The organism is Plantactinospora alkalitolerans (assembly GCF_015690345.1).
GTDB classification, from domain to species: domain Bacteria; phylum Actinomycetota; class Actinomycetes; order Mycobacteriales; family Micromonosporaceae; genus Plantactinospora; species Plantactinospora alkalitolerans.
Genome location: NZ_JADPUN010000035.1, coordinates 1 through 23,091, shown reverse-complemented (window position 1 = coordinate 23,091; position 23,091 = coordinate 1). Strand labels below are relative to the sequence as shown.

Sequence of the window (23,091 nt, the reverse complement as noted above, 5' to 3'; positions counted from 1 at the left end):
GACGCAGCGCCTGGAGCGTCCGGGCACAGGCCGGGCAGGCTCCCTGCCGCAGGGGCAGTCCGGTGCCGCGGCAACCCGCACACTCGGCCGGCAGTACCAGGTCGGCCAGGTCCGCCCAGACCTCCGTCAGCACCGCCGTCCTCCGCCCCGTGGTCAGTAGCGCCGGATCCGCGCAAAGGTCAGTAGAGGTAGAACGGCGCGGTGGGGGCGGTCGTACCGGCCGGCGGGGTCCCGGACCCGAACGAGACGTCGGCCCGGTTGATCGGCGTGCCGGCCGCGTACGCCACCTGGTTCGACTCGTACAGCAGCGGAGGCGATGCCTGCGGTTCGAGGTCGTAGGGGTACGCGGCCAGTTCCGTGATCAGCGCGCCGACGCCGGTCACCTGCGGCGCCTCCCCCGCCCCGTCCACGCTGAGCCGGAGGACCGCCGCCCGCCCGTCCTCCTGCTCCAGGCCGGCCACCACCAGGGAGTACTCGCCGAACCAGTCGACCGCGCTCGGCGCGTTCAGCGAGGTCGCGAGTTGGCGCACCGACCCGACGGTCAGGGTGCCGTCGACCGGTCGCACCGTCGCGACGTACAACTTGCCGGCGGCGATGAAGGCGATCCGGCGGCCGTCCAGCGAGGCACCCACCGCGGTCACCGGGCCGGAGGTTCCGGCGAGCGACACCTGCTTCAGCTGGGCGTCGTCGGCGCCGAACTCCCACAGCTTGCCGTCCGCCACCACCAGTCCGGTCGGGCCGTCGTCGAGGGAGTCCTTGAGCCACACCGGTCGGCCCATCGAGCCGTACGACGTGCTGCTGGTCCGGAAGCTGCCCACCACGCCGTCGGCGGCTCCGACCCGAAGCCGGAGGGAGTTCCCGTTCTTCGTCACCAGTGCGGCCGAGATCCGTTCGCCGTTGCGGCTCAGGCCCGCCGAGACGATGTTCTGGTTGGCCTCTGCCGCGATCGGGACCGCCAGCGGCTGCCCCTCCCCCGAGTTGACCAGCGGGTAGAGGCTGCCGGCGAGTACGCCGTACCGGGCTGGGGGGCCGCTGATCTGGTAGATGGGGTTGTCCCGGAGATAGTCGGCGGCCACCATCGTCATCTTCGACTGGTTCTGGATCTTCAGCTCCAGCTCGTCACCGAGCGGCGGATTGGTCCGCAGGGACCAGATGATCTGTTTGTAGAGCTTCATCAGGTCGGCGTCGGTTTCCAGCTCCCCTGCCTTGACCGAGAGGTTCACCTCGAGCCGGCCGCCCTCCTTCGGCGCCGGCACGTTCCCCACCACCCCGGTGCCGTCGGGCAGCCGGGCGACGCCGGTGTCCAGCCAGTCCGACGGGCCGCCGATCAGCCAGCCGAGCACCTGGGTGGCCCGTCGCTGCACCGGCACCGCGCGCGGAAGATAGCGCAGGTCGGGCACCAGGGCGTCGCCGTCCTGGTTCCAGAAGTAGATCGTGTGTTCCTCGTAGTAGTTGCCGAGGGCCTCGACGTCCATCAACAGAACCTGCGGCGGTACCAGCACCCACAGCCCGTCGGTAGCGCCGGGATCGGTCGGCGCCGCGCCGATGGTGAACTTGTACGTGACCTCGGTGACCCCCGTGTCGTCCGGCTCGTCGACCGACCCGTTGGCCCGCAACACCCCGACCGGCTGCACCTCGATCTCGACGGTGCTGGTGCCGTCGCTGTTGCGAATGATCCGGGGGTTCGGGAAGCGCATCCGGACGAGGTTCACGTCCTCGTTGCCCGATTTCGGAAACTGCTTCTGGAGCACGATGTACTCGTTGACCCGCTTGTACGCCTCGCTCGCCTCGCCCGCCGCGGCGGTCAGGAAGTTGCGGGCGAACTGTTCCGGATCCACGCCGCTCGCCGCCCGGCCCGGTGGTGGCGCCGCACCCGGGCCGTCCGCCGGAAGGGTGTCGGCGACCGGCCCCGGGCCGTGCACCCGGACGTCGGTCTCGTCCGGAATGCCGCATGCGCTCAGCCCCGACGCCAGCAGCACCACGCCGGCGAGGATGGCCGCCTGGAACCGTGTCATCGACTCGCCTCGCTCCGTCCGGTGTCGGCCGGCCGCCTCGGCCCGACCAGTCCCTCCGATGCGGAACCCGGGCCGCCCGGCGCAGCGGCCGGGCCGGCGGTGCCGACCGGCGCGGCCGGCGGCGGGCCGGCGGTGGTCGTGGCGCCGACCGGTTCTCCGCCGGCCTGGTCGAGGAGCCCCATGCCCGTCCCGACGGCCGGAAGATCGACGGTCCACCCGTCGGCGGCGTTGGCCACCACGGGGGCATCGGCGGGTACCAGTCGCAGCGGCGACGAGGTCAGTCGGTCACCGGCGCGGGCCGGCAGGGTGAGCCGGAACTGGGCCCCCTCGCCCGGTGCGCCCCACGCCTCCAGCCAGCCGCCGTGCAGCCGGGCGTCCTCCAGGCTGATCGAGAGGCCGAGTCCGGTACCGCCGGTCTGCCTGGCCCGGGACGGATCGGCCCGCCAGAACCGGTTGAAGACCAGTTTCTCCTCACCGGGCCGAAGTCCCACGCCATGATCACGAACGGTGACCGCCACCGCGGTGTCGTCCACGCCGAGGACCACCACGACCGGTTGGCCGGCACCGTGCTCCACCGCGTTGCCCACCAGGTTGCGCAGGATCCGCTCGACCCGGCGCGGATCGACCTCGGCGATCACCGGAGCGTCCGGCACCACCGCCCGCAACGGGACGCCACACCGGCGGGCCAGCGACTCCAGTCGATCCACCACCCGGTTCACCACCGGCACCAGGTCGGTGGGCTCGGCGTCGAGCATGGCGAACCCGGCGTCGAACCGGCTGATCTCCAGCAGGTCGGTGAGCAGGTCCTCGAACCGGTCCAGCTCGGCGTGCAGCAGTTCGGCGGTACGGGTCACGGCCGGATCGAACTCGTCCCGCTCGGCGTAGATCAGGTCGGCCGCCATCCGGACGGTGGTGAGCGGGGTACGCAGTTCGTGGGAGACGTCCGAGGTGAACCGCCGTTGCAGCCGGGACATCTCCTCCAACCTGACGATCTGCCGTTGCAGGTTGGTCGCCATCTGGTTGAACGAGGCGGCGAGCATCGCCAGATCGTCCTCGCCGTTGACCACCATCCGCTGGTCGAGCAGCCCTGCCGAGAGCCGCTGGGCGGTACGGGCGGCCACCCGTACCGGACTGACGACCAGCCGGGTGACCAGTCCGGCGAGCAGACCGAGCAGCACGACCAGGGCGAACCCGGTGGCCAGTACGGTGGACCGCGAGCCGGTGGCGATCGAGTCCCAGCGGGTCAGCGGAACGAGGTAGTAGAGCTCGACCTGGCCGAACCGGGTCGGCACCGGCGAACCGTAGACGAGGTATTTGACCGGCTCCTTGTCGAACAGGTCACCGGTGCGGATCTGGCTGGCGAGGGAGCCTCCCTCCACCTGCTCCCGGAGTTCCTTGCTGAGCATTCCGTTGACGTTGACCTGGGGGGAGGTCGCGGTCGAGACGCCCAGCCGCTCGTACCTGCCGGCCCGCAGCGCCACCACCACCCCGCCGAGCTGCGCCGGATCTCCGCCGGCCAGGTAGTTGACCGTGCTCTCGAAGGTGGCCTTGAGCCCCTGTTCCAGGGGGCCCGTGTGGTTGCTGAGCTGCTCGGAGGCGTACTCCTGGCCGTCCAGGAGCCGGCCCTTCACGTCGGCGTCCGCGTTGTCGAGCACGACGTTTGTGATGTTGTCGGCGACAAGATAGGCGAACCCGCCGACCAGGAGGCTCGACGCCACCAGCGTGATCGTCACGACCCGCACCTGGAGCGACCTCCGCCAGGTGCGGTGCAGCCCGGCCGCCGCCGTCGCCATCCGGGCAGCGCCGATCCGCCGCAGCCGTCGAGCGGCCACGACGGCACGGCGCAGCCTCCGCCCGGCGAAGGCTGCGCGGGCGAGTTGCACGGAACGCGAGGTGAGGGTGCGGGCCACAGTGCAGCCAGGTTATCCGGTACCCGCCTTGTAGCCGACTCCCCGCACGGTCAGGATGACCTCCGGCCGTTCCGGGTCCGGCTCGATCTTGGCGCGCAGTCGCTGCACGTGCACGTTCACCAGCCGGGTGTCGGCCGCGTGCCGGTAGCCCCACACCTGCTCCAGCAGCACCTCGCGGGTGAAGACCTGGCGCGGCTTGCGGGCCAGCGCCACCAGCAGGTCGAACTCCAGCGGGGTCAACTTGACCTCTTCGCCGTCCCGGCTGACGGTGTGCGCCGGCACGTCGATGTTGATCTGGTTGTCCGGCGGCCCGATGGTCAGCAACTCCGGCGCGGCGTCCTCGCCCCGGCGCAGCCGGGCCCGCATCCGGGCGACCAGCTCCTTGGGCTTGAACGGCTTGACCACGTAGTCGTCGGCGCCCGACTCCAGCCCCAGCACCACGTCGACGGTGTCGCTCTTCGCCGTCAGCATCACGATCGGAATGCCGGACTCGGAGCGGATTGCCCGGGCGACGTCGATCCCGCTCATCCCCGGCAACATGAGGTCGAGCAGGACGATGTCGGGTCGGTTCTCGCGGAACGCGGCCAGCGCCCGTTCCCCGTCGGCGACGAACGAGGGCAGAAAGCCCTCACTGCGCAGCACGATACCGAGCATTTCGGCAAGTGCGGGATCGTCGTCGACGACCAGTACCCGGGCTCTCATGGCACTAATATTCCACCCTCTTTTCAACACCGTGGACCCCGCGCCCTCCGACACGGCGTCCCACCGGCCCGCTCCGGTCACGGAGCGCAGTAGCGTACCCCGGTCGACAGGCGGGCACCAGAGGAGAACTTCCGCTGATCAGACCGGGTGGCCGGGCCCGTACGGCCGGCCGGTGGCGGGGATCGGCCCACGCCCGACCGGCGCCCCGCCCTGACCTGGGCGTCGTCCTGTCGTCCCCGGTCAGACCGAACCGTGATCTGTGAACCGGCCGAGCGGCTCCGGATCGGGTGAACCGACATGTCACCATGACTGCTGCGGCGCTCCCCCCGCCATCCCCCATGCCCGCCAGGAGTACGTGTGCCCGACGCCGGCCCGACCGCCGTACTCCCGCTGCGTCCGCTCACGATCGGTGAGTTGATCGACTCGGCGGTGCTCCTGCTCCGCGATCATGCTCGGGTACTGGTTCCGGTCGCCCTTCTCCTGACCGTGCTGGAACAGTTGCTGCTCTATCCGCCCCGTCTCGCCGCCGGTGTGGAGCCCCCCGGCTACCTGCCGGACATCAACGGGCTGACGCCCTACTGGTTCCTGCTGGCCGTGGGGGCCGCCACCGAGACGGTGATCATCGCGCTGCTCGGCAACCTGAGCGCCCGGGCGGCCGGAACGGTCCTGCTCGAACCCGCCGGGCCGGTACGCCCGATGCGGCTGCTCCATCCGAAGGGTGCCCGGTTCGCGGTCACGGCGCTCGTCGCCCTGCTGGCCGGCGGGATCATGTTCGTGGCGGCGCTCGCCATGCCGGCCTGGTTGATCGGGTTCGCCCTGCTCGGCGCCGTCGTGCCGGCGATCACCCTGGACCGGGTCGGGCCGTTCCGGGCGCTGGTGCGGTCCGGTGCCCTCGCCCTCCGGTCCGTCGGCCGAGCCGGCGGCGTACGACTTCTCGGCTATCTCGTCTGGTGGATCGTGCGGGTCGGGCTGGCCGTGGGCATCGTCTCCGGGCTGGGCTCGGTCGGCCTGCTCGACCCGGACTGGAAGGTGCCGGCCAGCCTCGCGGTCTGGGCGGCGGTGAACAGCGTCGCCTACCCCGCGATCGCCTGCCTCGACGCCGTGATCTACCTGGAGACCCGGATCCGCACCGAAGGGCTGGACATCGTCATCACCCGGGCGCGACAGTCGGGACGGCCCCTGATCTCGCCGATGGCGGGGCACCGGTGAACTTCAGCCGGTGGTGGACCGAGACCACGGCGGCGATCGGCGACCGGATCCCGCTGCCCCTCGTCGCCCTGCTTCTGGTCCTGGCCGGCGTGCTGATCTCGCTGGCCTGGTTCTTCTTCCCCGCCTGGGTGCCGCGCCGGCTGCCGCGCTGGCGGTTCTCCTGGCGCTGGCGACGGCGACCCGCGCGCCAGACCCCGGAGGCCGAGGTCGAGGCCGCCGACGAGGCCGGGCCGGACCTTCCCGACGTTCCCGCCGCGGCACTGGTCTCGCTCGCCGATCGGCTGGCCGGCGACGGCCGGTACGCCGACGCGGTCCGCGAGCGGCTACGCGGAATGGTCCGGACGCTGGTCGACCGTGGCGTGCTGGAGCACCGACCCGGAATGACAGTCGCCGAACTGGCGACGGCGGCGACCCGGAGCCGGCCCGACGTCGACGAACCGCTCGGCGTCGCGGGCGGGATCTTCTCCGACCTCTGGTACGGCCAGCGCCCGGCCCGGGCCGAACACGACGAGCGGATGCGTGAACTCGCCGCCGAACTGGACCGGGCCCTCGCCCACCCGCCTGACACCGAGAACGGGACGGCTCGCAGATGACCCGGCGACGACGGTGGCACCGGATCGTTCTTCCACTCGGTCTCGTGGCCCTGCTTCTGGTGGTCACCTGGATCACCAGCGCGGTCGACCAGCCCGACCGGGACGACGCAGGCTTCCTCTCCTCGGTGAACACCGACGATGACGGCGGAAGCCGGCTCGCCGCCGAACTCCGGGCCCGGGGTGTCGCCATCGAACGGACGACCAGTACGCCGCAGGCCCTCAGCCTCGCACCGCACGACGGCTTCACGCTGTTCGTACCGGCACCGGCGCTGGTCCATCCGCTGTACCTGCCGCTGCTCGTCGACCCGGCCGCGCGGGCCCGGGTCGTGCTGGTGGATCCGTCCCAGCGGGTACTCGACGACGCCGACATGCCGTTGGCGACCGCCGACCGCCGCTGGGCCGCCCGTACGGTCGGGACCGCCGCCGACGGTCAGCCCTGCCCCCTGCCGGAGGTACGGGCGGCGGGGCCGGCCGCCGCACTCCGACAGCGGTACACCGACGCGCCCGAGTTCGGTTACCGTGCCGACCGTTGCTACGGCGGTGGACTGGCCCGGAGCCGTTGGCGCGGCAACGACGTCGTGGTGGTCGGCGCCAGCGACCCGTTCCGGAACGACCGGATCGACGAACAGGGCAACATCGCACTGGCCGCCGGGCTGCTGTCCGCGTACCCCCTGGTCGTCTGGCTCGACCTGGACGGACCCGAGCCACCACCGCCGTACCATCCGGACGGCGACCTGGAGCCCTGGTCGCCGATGCCCGGTGAACCGAACCCGTTCGACGCCGGGGAGACCGACGATCGCGGCAGGAACGGATCCGAGAAGTCCGGCGAGAAGCCCGAACCGAGCCGGCAGGCAAAACCACCGGACGAGACGAACCCGCTGTGGAACGCCTTTCCACCCTGGTTCTGGGCGCTGCTGGTGCAACTCGCCGTCGCCGTCGTGCTGGCGATGCTGTGGCGGGCCCGCCGGCTCGGGCCACCGGTGACGGAGCCACTGCCCGTGACCGTCGCCTCCGCCGAGACCGTGTTCGGGCGGGGCCGGCTCTATCAGCGGGCCCGGGCGTACGGACCGACGGCCGACACCCTGCGCGCCGCCACCCTGCACCGGCTGCTGCCCGCGTTCAGCCTGCCGCCGGACACCGGACCGGACGAGGTGACCGGCGCCGTGGAGGCAGGCACGGGATGGAGCCGGGCGGACGTGCACCACCTGTTGTACGGGCCGGCGCCCACCACGAACCAGGAGCTGCTCGACCTGGCCCGCGACCTCGACGCGCTGTCCGGCCTGCTCGCCCAGAACCCGACCGACCCGCCCCGGCACGACCGCCCCGTCCAAGGAGAAGCCCGGTGACCCGACCTGCCGGAACGACCGACCCGCTGCTGTACGCCGCCTCGCCGCACCGGCCTCCGGCACAGCCCGGTCCGGCCGACGCCGAGTCCGACCAGGCCCGCGCGGCGCTGCACCGGCTGCGGGCCGAGGTCGCCAAGGCCGTCGTCGGGCAGGACGCCGTGGTCACCGGCATGGTGATCGCGCTGCTCTGCCGGGGACACGTGCTACTCGAAGGCGTACCCGGGGTGGCCAAGACCCTGCTGGTGCGGACCATCGCGGCCGCCCTCGACCTGGAGTCGAAGCGGCTCCAGTTCACCCCGGACCTGATGCCCGGCGACGTGACCGGGTCGCTGATCTTCGATCCGCGTACCGCCGCCTTCACCTTCCGCGAGGGTCCGGTCTTCACCAACCTCCTGCTGGCCGACGAGATCAACCGGACGCCGCCGAAGACCCAGGCGGCGCTCCTGGAGGTCATGGAGGAGCGGCAGGTGTCGGTGGAGGGCCGCCGTCGGCCGCTGCCGGATCCGTTCATCGTGGCCGCGACCCAGAACCCGGTCGAGTACGAGGGCACCTATCCGCTGCCCGAGGCCCAACTCGACAGGTTCCTGCTGCACCTGACGATGCCGCTGCCCAGCCGCGACGAGGAACTCGGCGTGCTCCGGGCGCACCATGCCGGCTTCGACCCCCGCGAACTGGGTGCCGCCGGGGTACGGCCGGTGGCCACCCCCGCCGACCTGGCACTTGCCCGGGCGGCGATCGGTCGGGTCGGCGTCGCCGAACCGGTACTCACGTACATCGTGGACATCTGCCGGGCGACCCGCGCCGTACCCGCCCTGGAACTGGGCGCCTCGCCCCGGGGCGCGATCGCGCTGCTGACCGCCGCCAAGGCGTGGGCCTGGCTGGCCGGTCGGGACCATGTCACCCCGGACGACGTCAAGGCGATCGCCCGACCGACCCTGCGGCACCGGCTCCGGCTCCGTCCGGAGGCCGAACTGGAGGGGGTCACCACCAGATCCGTACTGGACGCGGTGCTGAGCACCGTGCCGACCCCACGATGACCGGACGGGCCGCCGCCCTGCTGGGAACGGCGGCGCTGACCCTTCCGCTGTGGCCGGCCCCGTGGCTGGGCGTACCGGTCATGGTGGGTGTGCTGCTGGCTCTTGTCGTACTCGACTGGCGGCTCGCCACCCCACCGGGGGCGATCGAGGCGAGCCGGCACGGCGACCGGACCGTACGGCTCGGTGAGACCGTCGTCGTCTCCGTACACCTGCACAACACCTCGACGCGCCCGCTGCGTGGCCTGGTCCGGGACTCCTGGGTGCCGTCCGCCGGAGCCCGGATCGACTTCCCCGGTGCCCCGAAGATCGAGATCTTGCCCGGCGGCCGGGCGGTGCTGCCCACCCGGCTGACCCCGACCCGCCGGGGCGACCGGCCGGCACTGCGGCTGACGCTGCGCTCGTACGGTCCGTTGGGGTTGGCGTTCCGGCAGCGGGCCGAGCACCCGGCGACTCCACCGTGGACGCTCCGGGTACTGCCCCGCTTCGAGTCGCGGCGCCACCTGCCCGAGAAGCTGGCCCGGCTGCGGGTGATGGACGGTACCGGGGTGAGCCGTGGCCGTGGCCAGGGCACCGAGTTCGACACCCTGCGCGAGTACGTCGTCGGCGACGACGTGCGCTCGGTCGACTGGCGGGCCAGTGCGCGCCGGGCCGACGTGATGGTCCGGACCTGGCGACCGGAGCGCGATCGGCGGGTGGTCTGCGTACTCGACACCGGTCGGACCGCCGCGGTACGGGTCGGGGACGAACCGCGGCTGGACGCTGCCATCGACGCCGCCCTGCTGCTGGCGGCGCTCGCCGCCCGGGCCGGCGACCGCGTCGACGTGCTCGGCGTGGACAACGCCGTCCGGGTGGCGCTGACCGGAGGAGCCCAGTCGACGCTGCTGGCCCGGATGGTCGACGCGCTGGCGCCGCTCCAGCCCACCCTGGTCGAGACCGACTTCGCGCTGATCGCCGGGGAGATACTGCGGCGGGAGCGTCGCCGCTGTCTGGTGGTCCTCTTCACCGCGCTGGAGCCGGGCGCGCTCGGCGAGGGGCTGCTGCCGGTACTGCCCCGGCTGGCGACCCGGCACAAGCTGATCGTCGCGTCCGTGCACGACCCGGTGCTACGCGATCTCACCACCCGGTCACCCGAACGCGTCCAGGACGTCTACGCGGCGGCGTCGGCCTGGCGGGCGCTGGCCGACCGGGACCGGGTCCGGACGGCGTTGGCCCGGCACGGCGTGACCGTGGTGGACGCCCCGGCCGACCGGTTGGCCTCGATGGTCAGCGACACCTATCTGCGGCTCAAGGCGCTCGGTCAACTCTGAGCGGCGCCGTCAGGACGTCCGGCCACGCCGGTCCCGTGACCGTCCGCCGCCCATCCGGCCTCCGCCCATCCGGCCGCCGGACTCCGCTCGCCGCTCGCCGTCCGAAGACGATCACGTAACCGAGGAATCCGGCCCAGACGGTCGTTCCGATGCCGACCCGTACGGCGGTCGGTACCGCAGCCGGGGTCACGAACGCCTCGAGAAGGCCGGCGACGGCGAACAGGCCCACCAGGCCGACCGCGACCAGGATGCCGGAGCGGGCCGCCTGGACCACCGCCTGCCCCCGGGTCAGGTCCGGCGGCGGCGCGATCCAGGCCCACCCCGTCCGCAGGCCCACGCCGGCCGCGATGAAGATGCCGGTCAGCTCCAGCAGGCCGTGCGGGGCGACCATGCCGAAGAACAGCCCGGTCCGGTCGAACGACGCGAGCACCCCGCCGGTCACCCCGATGTTGAGGGCGTTGTTCCAGAGCAGGTAGAGAACCGGCAGGATTAGGATGCCCGCCGCCAGGCAGCGGACCGCCACCCAGGCGTTGTTGGTCCACAACTGGAAGGCGAAACTCGACGCCTCGTGCTCGCTGTAGTAGCCGACGAACCGGGCCTCGAACAACTCGGCGGCGGGTCGCTCGCCGATCAGCGCGGCGGCACTTTCCGGGTTCTCGGCGATCCACCAGATGAAGAATCCCGCGATCAGGTTGAAGCCGACGGCGACCCCGGTCCACCACGGCCACGCCTGGTAGACGGCGCCGGGAAGACTGGTCGAGAAGAACCGGCCGACCGCCGACCAGGAGACGCCGGGCCGACCCGTGAGCCGGGCCTGGGCGGCCAGCACCAGCCGGGACAGCCGGGCGACCACCGCCGGCTCGGGTGACCGGCTGCGGATGACCGAAAGGTGGGTGGCCACCCGCTGGTAGAGGGCGATCAGCTCGTCGGCCTCGGCGGCGCTGAGCCGGCGCTGACCGGACAGTTGGGCCAGCCGCCGCCACTGCGCGCCGTGCTCCGCGGCGTACGCGTCGAGATCCAACTCATTCCCCCCGGGTTCGCGACCATAGTGTTCACTGTCCAGGTGACAGCGCAACCACCGAGGTCGGCTTCCGCCCGGCCGGGGCCTTCCACCGGCCTCGGTGCCGACGCCGGTCTGGTCAGCGGCGAAGCGGTCGAGCTGGAGATCCGGGCCGCCCGGCTCGGATCCCGGGTGCTCGCGCTGCTGATCGACATCGCGGCGCAGTTCGTGGTCGCGGTCCTCCTGGTGATCGTCGCGGGAATCGTTCTCGACTCGTTCACCGACAACCGCCCGCCGGACGAGGCGCTGCTCACCGGGTTGCAGACCGTCGGGGTGGTGCTGCTCCTGGTCGGCTACCCGGTGTCGTGGGAGCTGCTGAGCAACGGCCGTACGCCCGGAAAGCTCGCCGTCGGGCTGCGGGTGGTCCGGAACGACGGCGGGCGGGTGGGGTTCCGCCAGTCGCTGACCCGGAGTCTGGTCGGCGTCGCGGTGGAGTGGCCCGGACTGGTGCTTCCGCTGCTCACCTGGGCGGTGAGCGTCACGGTCATGATGACCGATCCGCGTGGGCGGCGGCTCGGTGACCTGGCGGCGGGCACGATGGTGATCCACGATCGGAGCCCCGCCGGGTTCGGCTACGTTCCGGCCATGGTTCCGCCGCTGATCGGCTGGGCCCGCTCGCTGGACCTCACCCGACTCGACGACGGTCTCGCGCTGGCCGTACGGCAGCTGCTCGGCCGGAGCGCGACGCTCACCGACCCCGCCCGGCTCCGGTTGGCCCGGTCACTCTGGGCCGAGGTCGCCGCTGTGACGTCCCCACCGCCGCCACCGGGCACGCCCGACTGGGCCTGCCTGGCGGCCGTACACGCCGAGCGGCACAACAGGGCCAGACAGCGGCTCGCCCGGACCCGGTCGGTGAGCACGGCGCTCTGGCCGGAACTCGCCCCCGCCGCCGAGGCCGCCACGCCCGAGCTGACCTGGCCGGTGCGGCCAGCCGCCCCGGCACCGTCCTCGCCGCCGGCCCCGGTCACCCCGATGCTCGCCGCCACGCCGCAGGGCGGGCCGGACCGGTGAAGGCCTTTCTGCCCTGGCTCCTGGTACTGGTGGTCGTGCTCGCACTGAACGCGCTGAGGCTGCGGGCCCTCGGCACGGTGGTCGCGATCGCCTGGCTCGTCTACTGCGGATGGACCTGGATCCGGCCCCACCGCCGCTCGACGGACTCCGACGCGTAACTCTGGTCCGGCGTCGACGGCGGGGCGACGAGGTAGCACAGAGGGACACCCGCAGGTCTCCGCCGATCTCAGCCCAGAGCCTCGACAGCAGTGGACCGCGACCCGTACGTACTTTGGCTTCGTGGTGCGGACATTCTGACCGGACCAGCGAGGCAGCTCTGCGGGCGATCGACCTGTACTGGACGGGAACCTTCATATGTCGACCAGCTTCATCACACTGACACGACCGGCCGGAGCGGGCGTAGGACGTCGTCCTTACGAAGGATCGCGGTGATCTCCGCCCCGATTTCGGCCGTTAGCCGACCCGGGCAGGCCAGCCCGAGGTGGGCGGCGAGTCTCCGTCCGTACATGTCCACCGCGGACTCGACCAGGTCGGTGTAGACCCCGACAGCGAGCCGGGCCCGATGCCTGGAGACGAGTAGAACTACGAGTCCGATGACCAGGGCTGGCCACCAGAACATGCCGAGCACGACGTACAGCAGACCCCAGCCGGCCAGCCGGGCCGCCGACGTACAGCGGTCCTGTACTGCCGTCAGCTCGCCACGTACCGCCTCCGGCAGGATCAGCCACAGCCGCGGCCACACCGTCACGAGGTCAATCGAGTAGCTGGAGTGCACCCGGACATCGGACGCGTGCAGCCGGTCACCGATCCAGGTCGGCCGTTCCGCCGGCACGAGACAGATCGCCTCCCGGCGGAGGATCGCCATGCGGGTACGTTCGCGCAGCACCGGATCGGTGGTGTCCGCGAGCAGCGCGCGCTCCGCCGCCGCCACCTCGGCCTCAGCCTTCTCCCAGCGGCGCTGCCGCGACCGGGCGAGCCAGCCCGCCAGCGGTGCCGCGCCGGTCAGGCCCCAGGACCACTCGACGAGCAGGCCCGTCGCCCCCGACATGAGCCCGGCCGCCGCCGCGCCGAGTAGGAATCCGGCCGCGGCGATCAGCACGGTCGTGCCGCGCTCGCTGGTTGGGTCGGCGGAGACCATGTCCAGCCAGACCCGCAGCATCCGGAGGTTCACCGCGTTGCGGTGCCCCAGGACCTGTGCCAGGACCACCGCCCCGGCGAACAGCCCTCCCGACACCACCAGCGTGGCGGTCCACCTGGTTACGAGCTGCTTGCCGAGTTCGGCGAGGAACGCGTTCACAGGGTGATCCGGGTTTCGACGTACGGCAGGCCGGTCAGCGCGCACACCGGCGGGTCACCGTTGCCGAGCGGGACCGCCTGCGTGCACGACTGCCGTCCCGGGCAGGCCCAGACGGCGATCGCCGGATGCCCACCGCCACCGCGCCACGTCTCGAACCCCCGGTTACCGGTGGTCAAGCCGTCGACACCGTTGCGCGCGAACGCACTGTCGAGGCGGTCGAGGTCCTCCGCTAGCTGCCGATCGACCCGTCCGTGGGCGACCGCGTCGGTGATCCGGTCCAGGACGTCGACGGCGCCGAACCGCTGTGCGTACTCCCGTAGCTGCCCACCGGAGGCCTGGCTGCACAGGCGCCCGACGCGATGCGCGACGAGTTCCATTCCCGCTCCCTGCGCGTCGGATGGCCGGACTCCGTTGACACAGTAGCGCCCGAACCACCGCGTCGGTGCGACGTGCGGCCAGGGTGGCGGGGCCTGGCATCCGCTCTCCAGGCCGACGACACTGTACGGAGGCGCGCGACCACGGTCCGAGCCCAGCAGACCGGTCGGACGACAGGACTGAGGAGCGATGTTCAGCAGCGCGTTGCACCGGATGACCGCCGTCCTCGACCGATACGAGCGCACTGGCGATCCTGATGACCTGCTCGGGGTGGATCTGTCCGACGAGGAGAGCGGTCTCGCCGTGGCGTTCGGCGGCCAGGGTTCCGGCCGGACCACGGCGCAGGCGCTGGCCAAACTTCACTGGCACCGCTATCTGCTCCTACCCGGCCTGGCCGGCCTGCGGGAGCGTCGGACGGCAGTCGACCTGTACCGCCGGCTCTTCCGCGACGATCCCGACGCGGTACCCGAGTCCCTTCGCGACGAATGCCGGGACGCCGGGGTGGCCGAGTCGGACGAGCTGTCCGCCGTCCTGCTGAGTTGGCGGCAGGCCGACCGCATCGCCGAGCTCTGGCAGCGCCACCATGTTGGCGATGGAAACGCCCTCGGGATGTTGGTCACCCTTTACCGGGAGTGGCTCCCGGACACGGTCCGCCAACGCCGCTGGCCCGGCGTGCTGCTCCAGGCCTCGCTGCTGACGGACCTCGCCGACGTGCTCTTCGCTCTCGCCGCGAAGGCCAGGGGCACGAACAGGTACAACGAGACGCTGAAGACCGCGTCGAAGGCACTGGCCGCCACGACGGCAAGGGACCCGCATCAGCTGTCCCGGCTCACCCACCGCGGCCGCCTGTTCGAGCTGTACTTCGACAAGGGTGCCGGTCCGAAGGCGCTCGAACTGGCCGTGCGTGACTACCGTCAGGCGGCGCAACTCGGTTGGCAACGGCGGCCGACCGATCTGCACTGTGCCAGCCGGCTCGGTTCCGCGCTGTTGCGGCTGCACGGGACCCCGACGAATGCGTCGGTCGAGATCCTGCTCGAGGCGGTCGCAGCCTTACGGGACGCGTACATCTGCACCGACCCCGACGACCCGGAGTTGCCGGCGCGGCTTCAGCGGCTCGACGAGGCCGCCACACTGTTGGTCGGCACCGTCGGCCCCGATCCGGTACGCACCATCCTCGCCCCGGTACGCGAGCCGCGGACCCTCGACCGACTGTTCCGACGCAATGAGAAACTCGCCTACCGGGTCAGGTTCAGCACCTCGCCACGGGTGCGGGCCGAACGACTCAACGCGGCCCTTCTGCTGTTCGCCGCCGTGCCCGGCTTCCACCCGGCGCGGCCACTCGCTCTGCTGGCGCTCAGCAAGGCGAAACTCGACCAGTGGCAGCAGGACGGCGACCTGCACGGCGCGATCCAGGCCGTGATCTGGGCGCAGAGCGCTCTGCATGTCTCCGAGCCGGAACATCCACTGCGGCGAGAGATGCTGAACCTCCTGGCGGACGCGGGCGGCAACGTCGGTCTGCACCGACGCTCCGAGGAGATGCTGGACGTCGCCGTCGACGCCGCCCGCACCGCACTCGAGCTGGCCGACAACCACCCGGACGACCGCCTGCGCCAACTTGGTGTACTCGCCGAGGCGTACGCCCAGCGGGGTCGACTGACGGGGGATCCCGACGCCCTGGCCGAGGCGGTGCGGCACCAACGGGAGGCGGTCGAGCGCACACCTGCCGGCCATCCGGCGTATCCGCCGCGCCTGATGCACCTCGCCAGCCTGCTGCTGCACCACGACGTGCTGGTGCCGGACGACGCGCTGCTCGCCGAGGCCGTACAGGCGAACCGGCACGCGCTCGCGGCCCTGCGCCGACGCGACGCGCGCCGGATCGGCTTCACCTACAACCTGGCGGCCAGCCTGTCGCGGTATGCGGTGCGACACGGCAACCTGGACGAGTTGCTGGCAGCCGAACGGATCTTCCAGGACGCCTTCGCCCTGCTGCCGTCCGGACATCCCGACCAGCCTCGGATCCGCAGCGCGATCGCGGAGGTCCGGTACGAGCGGTACCAGCTCGGGGGTGATGTCGACGTCCTCTCCGGCGCCGTGGCGATGGCCAGGCAGGCCCTCGACGAAACCTCGCCCGACCAGCACTGGTGGCCGATCCGGGCCGCACTCCTCGGCCGGGCGGCGGCGAAGCTGGCCGGAGTCGGCGGACCCGGCGCCGAATCAGCACGCGCTGTCGCGCGCGCCACCTATGTCGCACTCGCCGCCTCACCAGTGGCCGATACACACACCCGGATCGACGCCGAACGCCAGCAGGCGGTTCTTGCCGACGGGGCGACGGATCCGGCGGCCCGACTGGCCGCCCTCGAACGTGCCGTCCAGTGGATGCCGGCGATTGTCAGTCGATCGGCTTCCGGCCCCCGTCGGCTCGACGCCATCGCCAGAGTTGGCGGCCTCGCCTCCGAGGCTGCCGCTGCCGCCGTCGCGGCGCAGGACCTCGACGCCGCCGTGGAACTCCTTGAGCGTGGTCGCGGCCTCCTCTTCAACGAGGCGCTGGGCATCCGCGCGGGCTGGGAGGAGTTGCGGCTCGTCGATCCACCGCTCGCCACGGAACTGGACCGGGTCGACCGGGAACTGTCGGAGGCTGACGCGGACATGCACGTCGCCGCGCTCGTCGTCGAGATCAAACTGATATCGGAATCGGGCGATACCGAGGCCAAGAAGACACTGGAATTCGATCCGCGGACCGGCCGGCCGCGCCAGACCCGCGAGTTGGCCACGGAACGGAATCGACTGGTCGAACAGATCCGCGCGCTGCCGGGCTTCGCCGACCTGCTGCGGCCACCGTCGCTGCCCGTGCTGCGCGAACGGCTCCGCGGACTGCCGATCGTCGTGGTGAACGTCCACGGTGACGGTGGGGACGCCCTGTTGATCCCGGCGGAACCAGGTCGACCGGTGGAACTGCTCCGGCTGCCGGACCTGCGCGAGGCCGCCGTCCAGCAGCAGGTCACCCGCCTGTATTCGGCTGTGCTCGACGCGACCGACCCGGCAGTATCGTTCGATCGGCGCGTCTGTGCGCAGGAGGATCTGCTCGGCGTCCTGGCCTGGCTGTGGGACGTGGCCACCGGACCGGTACTCGACCGGATCGCCCCGCCGGACGAACCGGTGCCGCACATCTGGTGGTGCCCGGTAGGCACCCTGGCCAGGCTTCCGCTGCACGCAGCCGGTCACCACCGGGAGCCGGGCAGCCGGTGTACGGTCCTCGACCGCGCGGTGTCGTCGTACACCCCGACGCTCACCGCGCTGGCCCACGCGGTGGCGGAGCGGCCCGGCCGATCGACCGCTGCCACGGCCGCGATCGTCGGTGTACCGGACAACGGGCTGCTGTCGGCGTTGTCGGAGGTCGGGGTCGAGGTGGAGCAGGTCGCCCGCCTGATTCCGGGCTCCGCGGTGCTCAGCGGGACCGAGGTGACGCCGGATGCCGTCGAGCACATGCTCCGGATGCATCCGATCGCGCACTTCGCCTGCCACGGCGAGGCAGATGCCGGCGCCAACGCGGCGCTGGTCGGGGGTCTGCACCTCGGCGACGCGACCCTCAGTCCGCAGATGGTGCGGTCCTACCGGCTGGACCGGCCGGAACTCGCGTTCCTCTCGGCCTGCAGCACGGCCGAGACCCATCCGACGTTCACCGACGAGCCGCTGCACCTGGCCTCGGCATTCCAGTTGGCGGGCTTCCGTGGCGTCATCGGCACGATGTGGCGCACCACGGACAGTGCCCGGATCACCGAATCCTTCTACAGCGCGTTGACCAGCGGTGGAACAGAGCCGCCGAACACCGGCACCGCAGCCCAGGCGCTCACCGACACGGTTCGGGCCATCCGTGACGAGTTCCGGGCGACGCCGACCCGGTGGGCCGGATACGTCCACGTCGGGCTGAACAAGCCACTGCCACCCGCGTCGCAATCCACTTGAGCCCGGCCGACGGTGTTGCCCGGTGATCGCCACCACGGGGACTGGCTTCGCTAACCCCCGCCCGCACCCACAAGCAGCGTCGCTACGCCACCGGGTGCGGCGACATCAACCGAAGGAAGCCCTCGGAAAGGCCAGCGTCGTCCGGGTCCGGCCAAACCGGGCGCCCAACTCGACCGGACCTGGCGGACAGAAAGTACCGGGTCGGCGCGATGCCGACCCGGTACGTTCGTCGTTGCGGTACCGCGCTCAGTAGCGCTGTGGCCTCAGTAGCGGTAGTGCTCCGGCTTGTACGGGCCCTCGACCGGAATGCCGAGGTAGGAGGCCTGCTCCTTGGTCAGCTCGGTCAGCTTGGCGCCCAGGGCGTCGAGGTGCAGTCGGGCCACCTTCTCGTCGAGGTGCTTGGGCAGCGTGTAGACGCCGACCGGGTACTCCTCGATCTTGGTGAACAGCTCGATCTGCGCGATCGTCTGGTTGGCGAACGAGTTCGACATCACGAAGCTCGGGTGCCCGGTGGCGTTGCCCAGGTTCAGCAGCCGGCCCTCGGAGAGCACGATGATCGAGTGGCCGTCGTCGAACCGCCAGACGTCCACCTGCGGCTTGATGTTGATCCGCTCGACGTCGGACCGCTTGGCCAGCCCGGCCATGTCGATCTCGTTGTCGAAGTGGCCGATGTTGCCGACGATGGCCTGGTGCTTCATCCGGGCCATGTGCTCGTTCCGGATGACGTCGAAGCACCCGGTCGCGGTGATGAAGATGTCGGCGGTCTCCACGACGTCGTCCAGGGTGGCCACCTGGTAGCCGTCCATCGCGGCCTGGAGTGCGCAGATCGGGTCGACCTCGGTGACGATGACCCGGGCGCCCTGGCCCCGGAGCGACTCGGCGCAACCCTTGCCGACATCGCCGTAGCCGAGCACGACCGCGGTCTTGCCGCCGATCAGTACGTCGGTGGCCCGGTTGATGCCGTCGATCAGCGAGTGGCGGCAGCCGTACTTGTTGTCGAACTTGCTCTTGGTCACCGAGTCGTTGACGTTGATGGCCGGGAAGAGCAGCGTGCCGTTCTGCTGCATCTCGTAGAGCCGGTGCACGCCGGTGGTGGTCTCCTCGGTGACGCCCTTGATCGCGGCGGCGATCCGGGTCCAGCGTCGGTCGTCCTCGCGCAGCGAGCGGTGCAGCACGCTGAGGATGACGGCGTACTCCTCGGAGTCGGCGCTCTCCACCGGAGGCACGGCACCGGCGCCCTCGAACTGGGCTCCCCGGTGCACCAGCAGGGTGGCGTCGCCGCCGTCGTCGAGGATCATGTTCGGGCCCTGGCCGTCCGGCCAGAGCAGCACCTGCTCGGTGCACCACCAGTACTCTTCGAGCGATTCGCCCTTCCAGGCGTACACCGGTACGCCGGCCGGGGCGTCGACGGTGCCGTCCACGCCGACCACGATGGCCGCGGCGGCGTGGTCCTGAGTGGAGAAGATGTTGCACGAGGCCCAGCGGACCTCGGCACCGAGCGCCACCAGGGTCTCGATGAGCACGGCGGTCTGGATGGTCATGTGCAGCGAGCCGGTGATCCGGGCACCCCGCAGCGGCTGCTCGGCGGCGTACTCGCGACGGATCGACATCAGGCCGGGCATCTCGTGCTCGGCGAGTTGGATCTCCTTACGCCCGAACTCGGCGAGGGACAGGTCCGCCACCTTGTAGTCGCCCTCTGCGACCGTGGCGGGTCGGGTTCCGGCGGACGGACCACCTGCGGGGGCCGGGAGAGTGCTGGTCATGAACGCTCCTGTCGTACGGGTCTGCGGCGCGACCCTCCACGTTACGCCCCGGCCATGCCGCGCCGACCTCCGGTCGGGTCGCAATCCGGACAGTCGCGGATGGGACGGCCTCGGACAGCGCACGGGGCGGTCGGTTCCGGGCGGACTTCTCCACCCAGCCTCCGGCCGCCCCGTGCATCCCCCCGGTTTGGTTCCCCGCGCGTTCTCGGACCTTCATCGCGATAACGCTGCGTACTCACAGCGTCACACTGGGCAAAGAGGGTGTCAAGCTGATCCGCAATTTTCCTTTTTGTGGGTACTCGCGTTCTCGTCCAGGCCGGTCAACAGAGCCGCTGCCGGAGCCGACCGTGAGTCCGGCTCAGCCGAGCCCGACCGAGGCGACGTAGACCTCTCCGGTCCCGCTGACGGTCAACGGCCCGCCGTCCGCCGGGCCGATCGCCGACTGGCCGGGGCCGAGCCGAGCCGAACCCGCCCCGTCCGCCACGGTCACCTCGCCGACCAGACAGAGCGCGATCCGAGGCCCACGGAGCGCGATCCTCGCCGACCCCACCGCGTCGTCGAGGCGTACGCCGTGCAGCGCGAAATCGTCCACCGGAACCGGCCAGGTGACCACGCCGGGCGCCACCGGTACCGGCGGAACCACCGGATCGACGAGCACCTCGAAGCGAAGCACCCGAAGCAGTTCCGGCACGTCGACGTGCTTCGGCGTCAACCCGCCCCGCAGCACGTTGTCGCTGGCCGCCAGGATCTCCACGCCGGCGCCGTACAGGTAGGCATGCAGGTTGCCGGCCGGCATCCAGATCGCCTCACCCGGTGCGAGGCTGACGTGGTTGAGCAGCAGCGCGACCAGTACACCGGGATCGGCCGGATACCGGCCGGCCAGACCGCGGACCAACTCGCCGGCACGGGCGTACTGCTCCGGAACGTCCGCCGCCACGACCGCCGCCACCAGCGCGGCCCGGTCCGGCACCGGCCAGCCCAGCAACGTGCGTACGGCCTCCCGCAACCCGTCCGTACCCGCACGGAGCGCGTCGACGACCGGAGCGAGCGCGGGCACCCCGAAGGCGTCGAGCAGGTCGGCGGAGAGCTTCGGGTCCCGGAAACCGCAGAGCGCCTGGAACGGCGACACCGCGACCAGCAACTCCGGCTTGTGGTACGGATCGACGTAGTTGCGGTGGGTCAGCTCCGGATCCGTCACCTCGGCCGCGTAACCGGCACGGGCCTGCTCGGCGTCCGGATGCGCCTGAAGCGACAGCGGCGCCTCCGGTGCCAGCACCTTGAGCAGGAACGGCAGGCGCTGCCCGAACCGGTCGATCACGTCGGCACCGAGCCAACGTCCCGGATCCGTGGCGAACGCGTCGACCAGGCTCAGCGGCGCCCCGCCCCGGTGCACCGTACTCGGGTCACCGGGGTGGGCGCCGAGCCAGAGTTCCGCCTCCGGACCGGCGCTCGGCACGGGCCGACCCTGCAACTGCGCCAGGACCGTCCGCGATCCCCACGCGTAGTCCCGGATCCGGCCGTGCAGCGGCTCCACTCTCAGGCCTCCTTGAGCTCCGGAACCCCGTCGGCGGGCTGTTCCACGTTCCGGTAGATGTCCGGCTCCAGATAGATGACCCTGGCGATCGGTACGGAGTTGCGGATCCGCGCCTCGACCGAGTTGATCCCCTCGGCCAGCTCCGCCGCCGTGGCGTACGGCCGTACCGCCACCTTGGCCGCCACCAGCAGTTCCTCCGGGCCGAGGTGCAGCGTCTTCATGTGGATGATCCGCTCGACCTCGGAGCCGGCGGTGATCGCCTGCTCGATCTTCCTCAGCTCCTCCGGTGCGCCCGCCTCGCCGAGCAGCAGACTCTTGGTCTCGATCGCCAGGATGATGGCGATGGTCACCAGCAGCAGGCCGATCGCCGCCGTGCCGGCCGCGTCCCAGTACCCGTTGTCGGTGGCCAGGGTCATCGAGACACCGACCAGGGCGAAGATCAGACCGAGCAGCGCGCCCAGGTCCTCCAGCAGCACCACCGGCAGCTCCGGGGCCTTCGCCCGGCGGATGAAGTCCTTCCAGGAGGCGTTGCCCCGGACCGCGTTCGACTCCACGATCGCGGTCCGGAACGAGAACGACTCCAGGATGATCGCGATCACCAGCACCGTCGGCGGCACCCAGTGCCAGCTCTCGAAACCGTGCGGGCCCTTCGGACCACTCTGCTCGTGGTACTTGTGGTACGCCTCGTAGAGCGCGAAGAGGCCACCGACGCTGAACAGCACGATGGAGACGATGAAGGCGTAGATGTAGCGCTCGCGGCCGTACCCGAAGGGGTGTTGCGGGGTGGCGCGGCGGACGGCCCGGCGCCCACCGAGCAGCAGCAACGCCTGGTTGCCGGAGTCGGCCAACGAGTGGATCGACTCGGCGAGCATCGACGAGGAGCCGGTCAGGCCCCACGCGACGAGCTTGGTGACCGCGATGCCCAGGTTGGCGAAGAGGGCGGCCAGGATCGCCTTGGTACCTCCGCCCGCGCTCATGCCCCCACCTCGACGGTGGATGTGGCCACGGCGGCGCGGGGCCGGGTGGTCTGCTCGTTCACAGGTTGGAAAGCTCCTTCATCTCGGTGATGGCCGGTACCGCCATCGGGTCGAGGCCATGGGCCAGGGCCAGGTAGATGGAGGCGAAGTCGGGTACCGCGGTCAGCGAGGCGAGCCGCTCCAGGGCGGATCCGCCCTCGGCGGTCACCACGTCGCAGCGCACGCCACGCCGCTCGGCGAGGGTCTGCACCGCGTCGGCCCGGCGCTCCTCGACCACCAGCGGCTCGTCGGAGTCGTCCTCGGCGTTGAGGCCGCCGTCGCGGAGCAGCACCAGCCGCAGCCTGGTTCCCGTCGGCTCGTCCCCGGGATCGGCGAAGATGTCCCGGCTCGTCTCGGCCAGGCCGCCGAAGACCCCGTCGAGCAGGCCCACGCGACCCCGGCCCGCCTCGCCGAGCGCACCGGCCACCACCGGGTACCGCGCGTTCGCCGAGAGCGTGTCGCCGAACCGCCGGGCCGCGACCGTCGCCAGTGGGGACGAGCCCCAGACGATCGGCACCGATCCGGCCAGTCCCAGCGCCAGTGACTTGGCCGGGTTGACGAAGGATTCCGCGGACGGACGGCACCGGTCGGCCTCGGCGTCGAGCCGGGCCGCCGTCTCGGCCAGGTCCGCCTCGTTCACCTTGACCAGGCCGAGCGCCCGGGCGGCGAGCAGCACCGGGACGGTCAGCGCCCACAGGCTGGCCCGGGCCGGCGCCCGTCGGGGCACCGGCACGAACGGCGCCCGCGCGCCCTCGGCCACCGACTGGAGTTGCGAATCCGGCGCACCGACCGCGACCAGCCGGGCCCCTCGCCGGGCCGCGGCCTCGGCCGCGCCGAGTGCCTCCGGGCTGCGCCCCGAGGCACTGACCGCGATGACCACGTCCGCCCCACCGCCCCAGCCGGGTACGCCGGCACTACGCTGCCCGGTCCCGGTCATCGGGCACCGTAGTGCC

The 23,091-nt window shown here is 71.5% G+C and carries 18 protein-coding genes; 8 read left to right on the top strand and 10 right to left on the bottom strand.

Annotation, left to right across the window (positions count from 1 at the left end):
* Window positions 1-179: 179 nt before the first annotated feature.
* The 3 genes from I0C86_RS01500 to mtrA all read right to left on the bottom strand — a co-directional run bounded on the left by I0C86_RS01500 (window position 180) and on the right by mtrA (window position 4,627).
* A complete protein-coding gene (locus I0C86_RS01500) occupies window positions 180-2,015 on the bottom strand; it encodes an LpqB family beta-propeller domain-containing protein (RefSeq protein ID WP_196199355.1) in 1,836 nt (611 codons plus the stop codon).
* A complete protein-coding gene (gene mtrB / locus I0C86_RS01495) occupies window positions 2,012-3,808 on the bottom strand; it encodes an MtrAB system histidine kinase MtrB (RefSeq protein WP_230393349.1) in 1,797 nt (598 codons plus the stop codon). The genes I0C86_RS01500 and mtrB overlap by 4 nt, the downstream gene beginning before the upstream one ends.
* 129 nt (window positions 3,809-3,937) lie before the next feature.
* On the bottom strand, window positions 3,938-4,627 hold the full coding sequence (mtrA, locus tag I0C86_RS01490) for an MtrAB system response regulator MtrA (protein WP_196199354.1): 690 nt from the start codon (window positions 4,625-4,627) through the stop codon (window positions 3,938-3,940).
* 357 nt (window positions 4,628-4,984) lie between these two features.
* Here mtrA and I0C86_RS01485 point away from each other — a divergent pair, with 357 nt between their 5' ends.
* From I0C86_RS01485 to I0C86_RS01465, 5 genes are all read left to right on the top strand, one after another.
* Window positions 4,985-5,836: a hypothetical protein gene (locus I0C86_RS01485; RefSeq protein ID WP_196199353.1), complete on the top strand. Its 852-nt coding sequence runs from the start codon at window positions 4,985-4,987 to the stop codon at window positions 5,834-5,836.
* Window positions 5,833-6,429 carry a DUF4129 domain-containing protein gene (locus tag I0C86_RS01480; protein ID WP_196199352.1) on the top strand — a complete coding sequence of 199 codons (597 nt, stop codon included), beginning with the start codon at window positions 5,833-5,835 and terminating at the stop codon, window positions 6,427-6,429. The genes I0C86_RS01485 and I0C86_RS01480 overlap by 4 nt, the downstream gene beginning before the upstream one ends.
* Before the next feature lie 44 nt (window positions 6,430-6,473).
* Complete coding sequence (locus I0C86_RS01475) at window positions 6,474-7,775, top strand: DUF4350 domain-containing protein (RefSeq protein ID WP_323373409.1); 1,302 nt, start codon at window positions 6,474-6,476, stop codon at window positions 7,773-7,775.
* 107 nt (window positions 7,776-7,882) lie between these two features.
* Entirely contained in the window at window positions 7,883-8,812 is a 930-nt protein-coding gene (locus I0C86_RS01470) for an AAA family ATPase (RefSeq protein ID WP_230393346.1), read from the top strand.
* Window positions 8,809-10,119 (top strand): DUF58 domain-containing protein, encoded by a 1,311-nt coding sequence (locus I0C86_RS01465; protein WP_196199349.1) that lies wholly within the window; start codon window positions 8,809-8,811, stop codon window positions 10,117-10,119. Before I0C86_RS01470 ends, I0C86_RS01465 begins: the two co-directional genes overlap by 4 nt.
* Here the strand turns inward: I0C86_RS01465 and I0C86_RS01460 are convergent.
* Window positions 10,097-11,140, bottom strand: a complete 1,044-nt coding sequence (locus I0C86_RS01460; protein ID WP_196199348.1) for a stage II sporulation protein M — start codon at window positions 11,138-11,140, stop codon at window positions 10,097-10,099. The genes I0C86_RS01465 and I0C86_RS01460 overlap by 23 nt on opposite strands.
* Before the next feature lie 42 nt (window positions 11,141-11,182).
* Between I0C86_RS01460 and I0C86_RS01455 the strand changes: the two genes are divergently transcribed.
* Together I0C86_RS01455 and I0C86_RS01450 are read left to right on the top strand one after the other, a co-directional pair.
* A complete protein-coding gene (locus I0C86_RS01455; protein ID WP_323373408.1) occupies window positions 11,183-12,190 on the top strand; it encodes an RDD family protein in 1,008 nt (335 codons plus the stop codon).
* A complete protein-coding gene (locus I0C86_RS01450; protein WP_196199347.1) occupies window positions 12,187-12,348 on the top strand; it encodes a hypothetical protein in 162 nt (53 codons plus the stop codon). The genes I0C86_RS01455 and I0C86_RS01450 overlap by 4 nt, the downstream gene beginning before the upstream one ends.
* A gap of 212 nt (window positions 12,349-12,560) precedes the next feature.
* Here the strand turns inward: I0C86_RS01450 and I0C86_RS01445 are convergent, their stop codons facing one another.
* Together I0C86_RS01445 and I0C86_RS01440 are read right to left on the bottom strand one after the other, a co-directional pair.
* Window positions 12,561-13,487 carry a hypothetical protein gene (locus I0C86_RS01445; RefSeq protein WP_196199346.1) on the bottom strand — a complete coding sequence of 309 codons (927 nt, stop codon included), beginning with the start codon at window positions 13,485-13,487 and terminating at the stop codon, window positions 12,561-12,563.
* Window positions 13,484-13,864, bottom strand: coding sequence for a hypothetical protein (locus tag I0C86_RS01440; RefSeq protein ID WP_196199345.1), 381 nt, complete (start codon window positions 13,862-13,864; stop codon window positions 13,484-13,486). Before I0C86_RS01440 ends, I0C86_RS01445 begins: the two co-directional genes overlap by 4 nt.
* Window positions 13,865-14,051: 187 nt before the next feature.
* Between I0C86_RS01440 and I0C86_RS01435 the strand changes: the two genes are divergently transcribed.
* The gene (locus I0C86_RS01435; RefSeq protein ID WP_196199344.1) at window positions 14,052-17,825 is read left to right on the top strand and encodes a CHAT domain-containing protein; all 3,774 of its coding nucleotides are present in this window, start codon (window positions 14,052-14,054) and stop codon (window positions 17,823-17,825) included.
* Between the two features lie 263 nt (window positions 17,826-18,088).
* On the opposite strand, the gene ahcY is transcribed toward I0C86_RS01435, so the two are convergent.
* The 4 genes from ahcY to I0C86_RS01415 form a co-directional block, all read right to left on the bottom strand.
* A complete protein-coding gene (gene ahcY / locus I0C86_RS01430; RefSeq protein ID WP_196199343.1) occupies window positions 18,089-19,588 on the bottom strand; it encodes an adenosylhomocysteinase in 1,500 nt (499 codons plus the stop codon).
* Window positions 19,589-19,946: 358 nt separating this feature from the next.
* Complete coding sequence (gene manA / locus I0C86_RS01425) at window positions 19,947-21,122, bottom strand: mannose-6-phosphate isomerase, class I (protein ID WP_196199342.1); 1,176 nt, start codon at window positions 21,120-21,122, stop codon at window positions 19,947-19,949.
* Window positions 21,123-21,124: 2 nt separating this feature from the next.
* The gene (locus tag I0C86_RS01420; RefSeq protein WP_196199341.1) at window positions 21,125-22,099 is read right to left on the bottom strand and encodes a cation diffusion facilitator family transporter; all 975 of its coding nucleotides are present in this window, start codon (window positions 22,097-22,099) and stop codon (window positions 21,125-21,127) included.
* A gap of 58 nt (window positions 22,100-22,157) precedes the next feature.
* Window positions 22,158-23,091, bottom strand: a 934-nt coding sequence (locus I0C86_RS01415) for an SIS domain-containing protein (RefSeq protein WP_196199340.1), incomplete at its 5' end; no start/stop codon positions are given.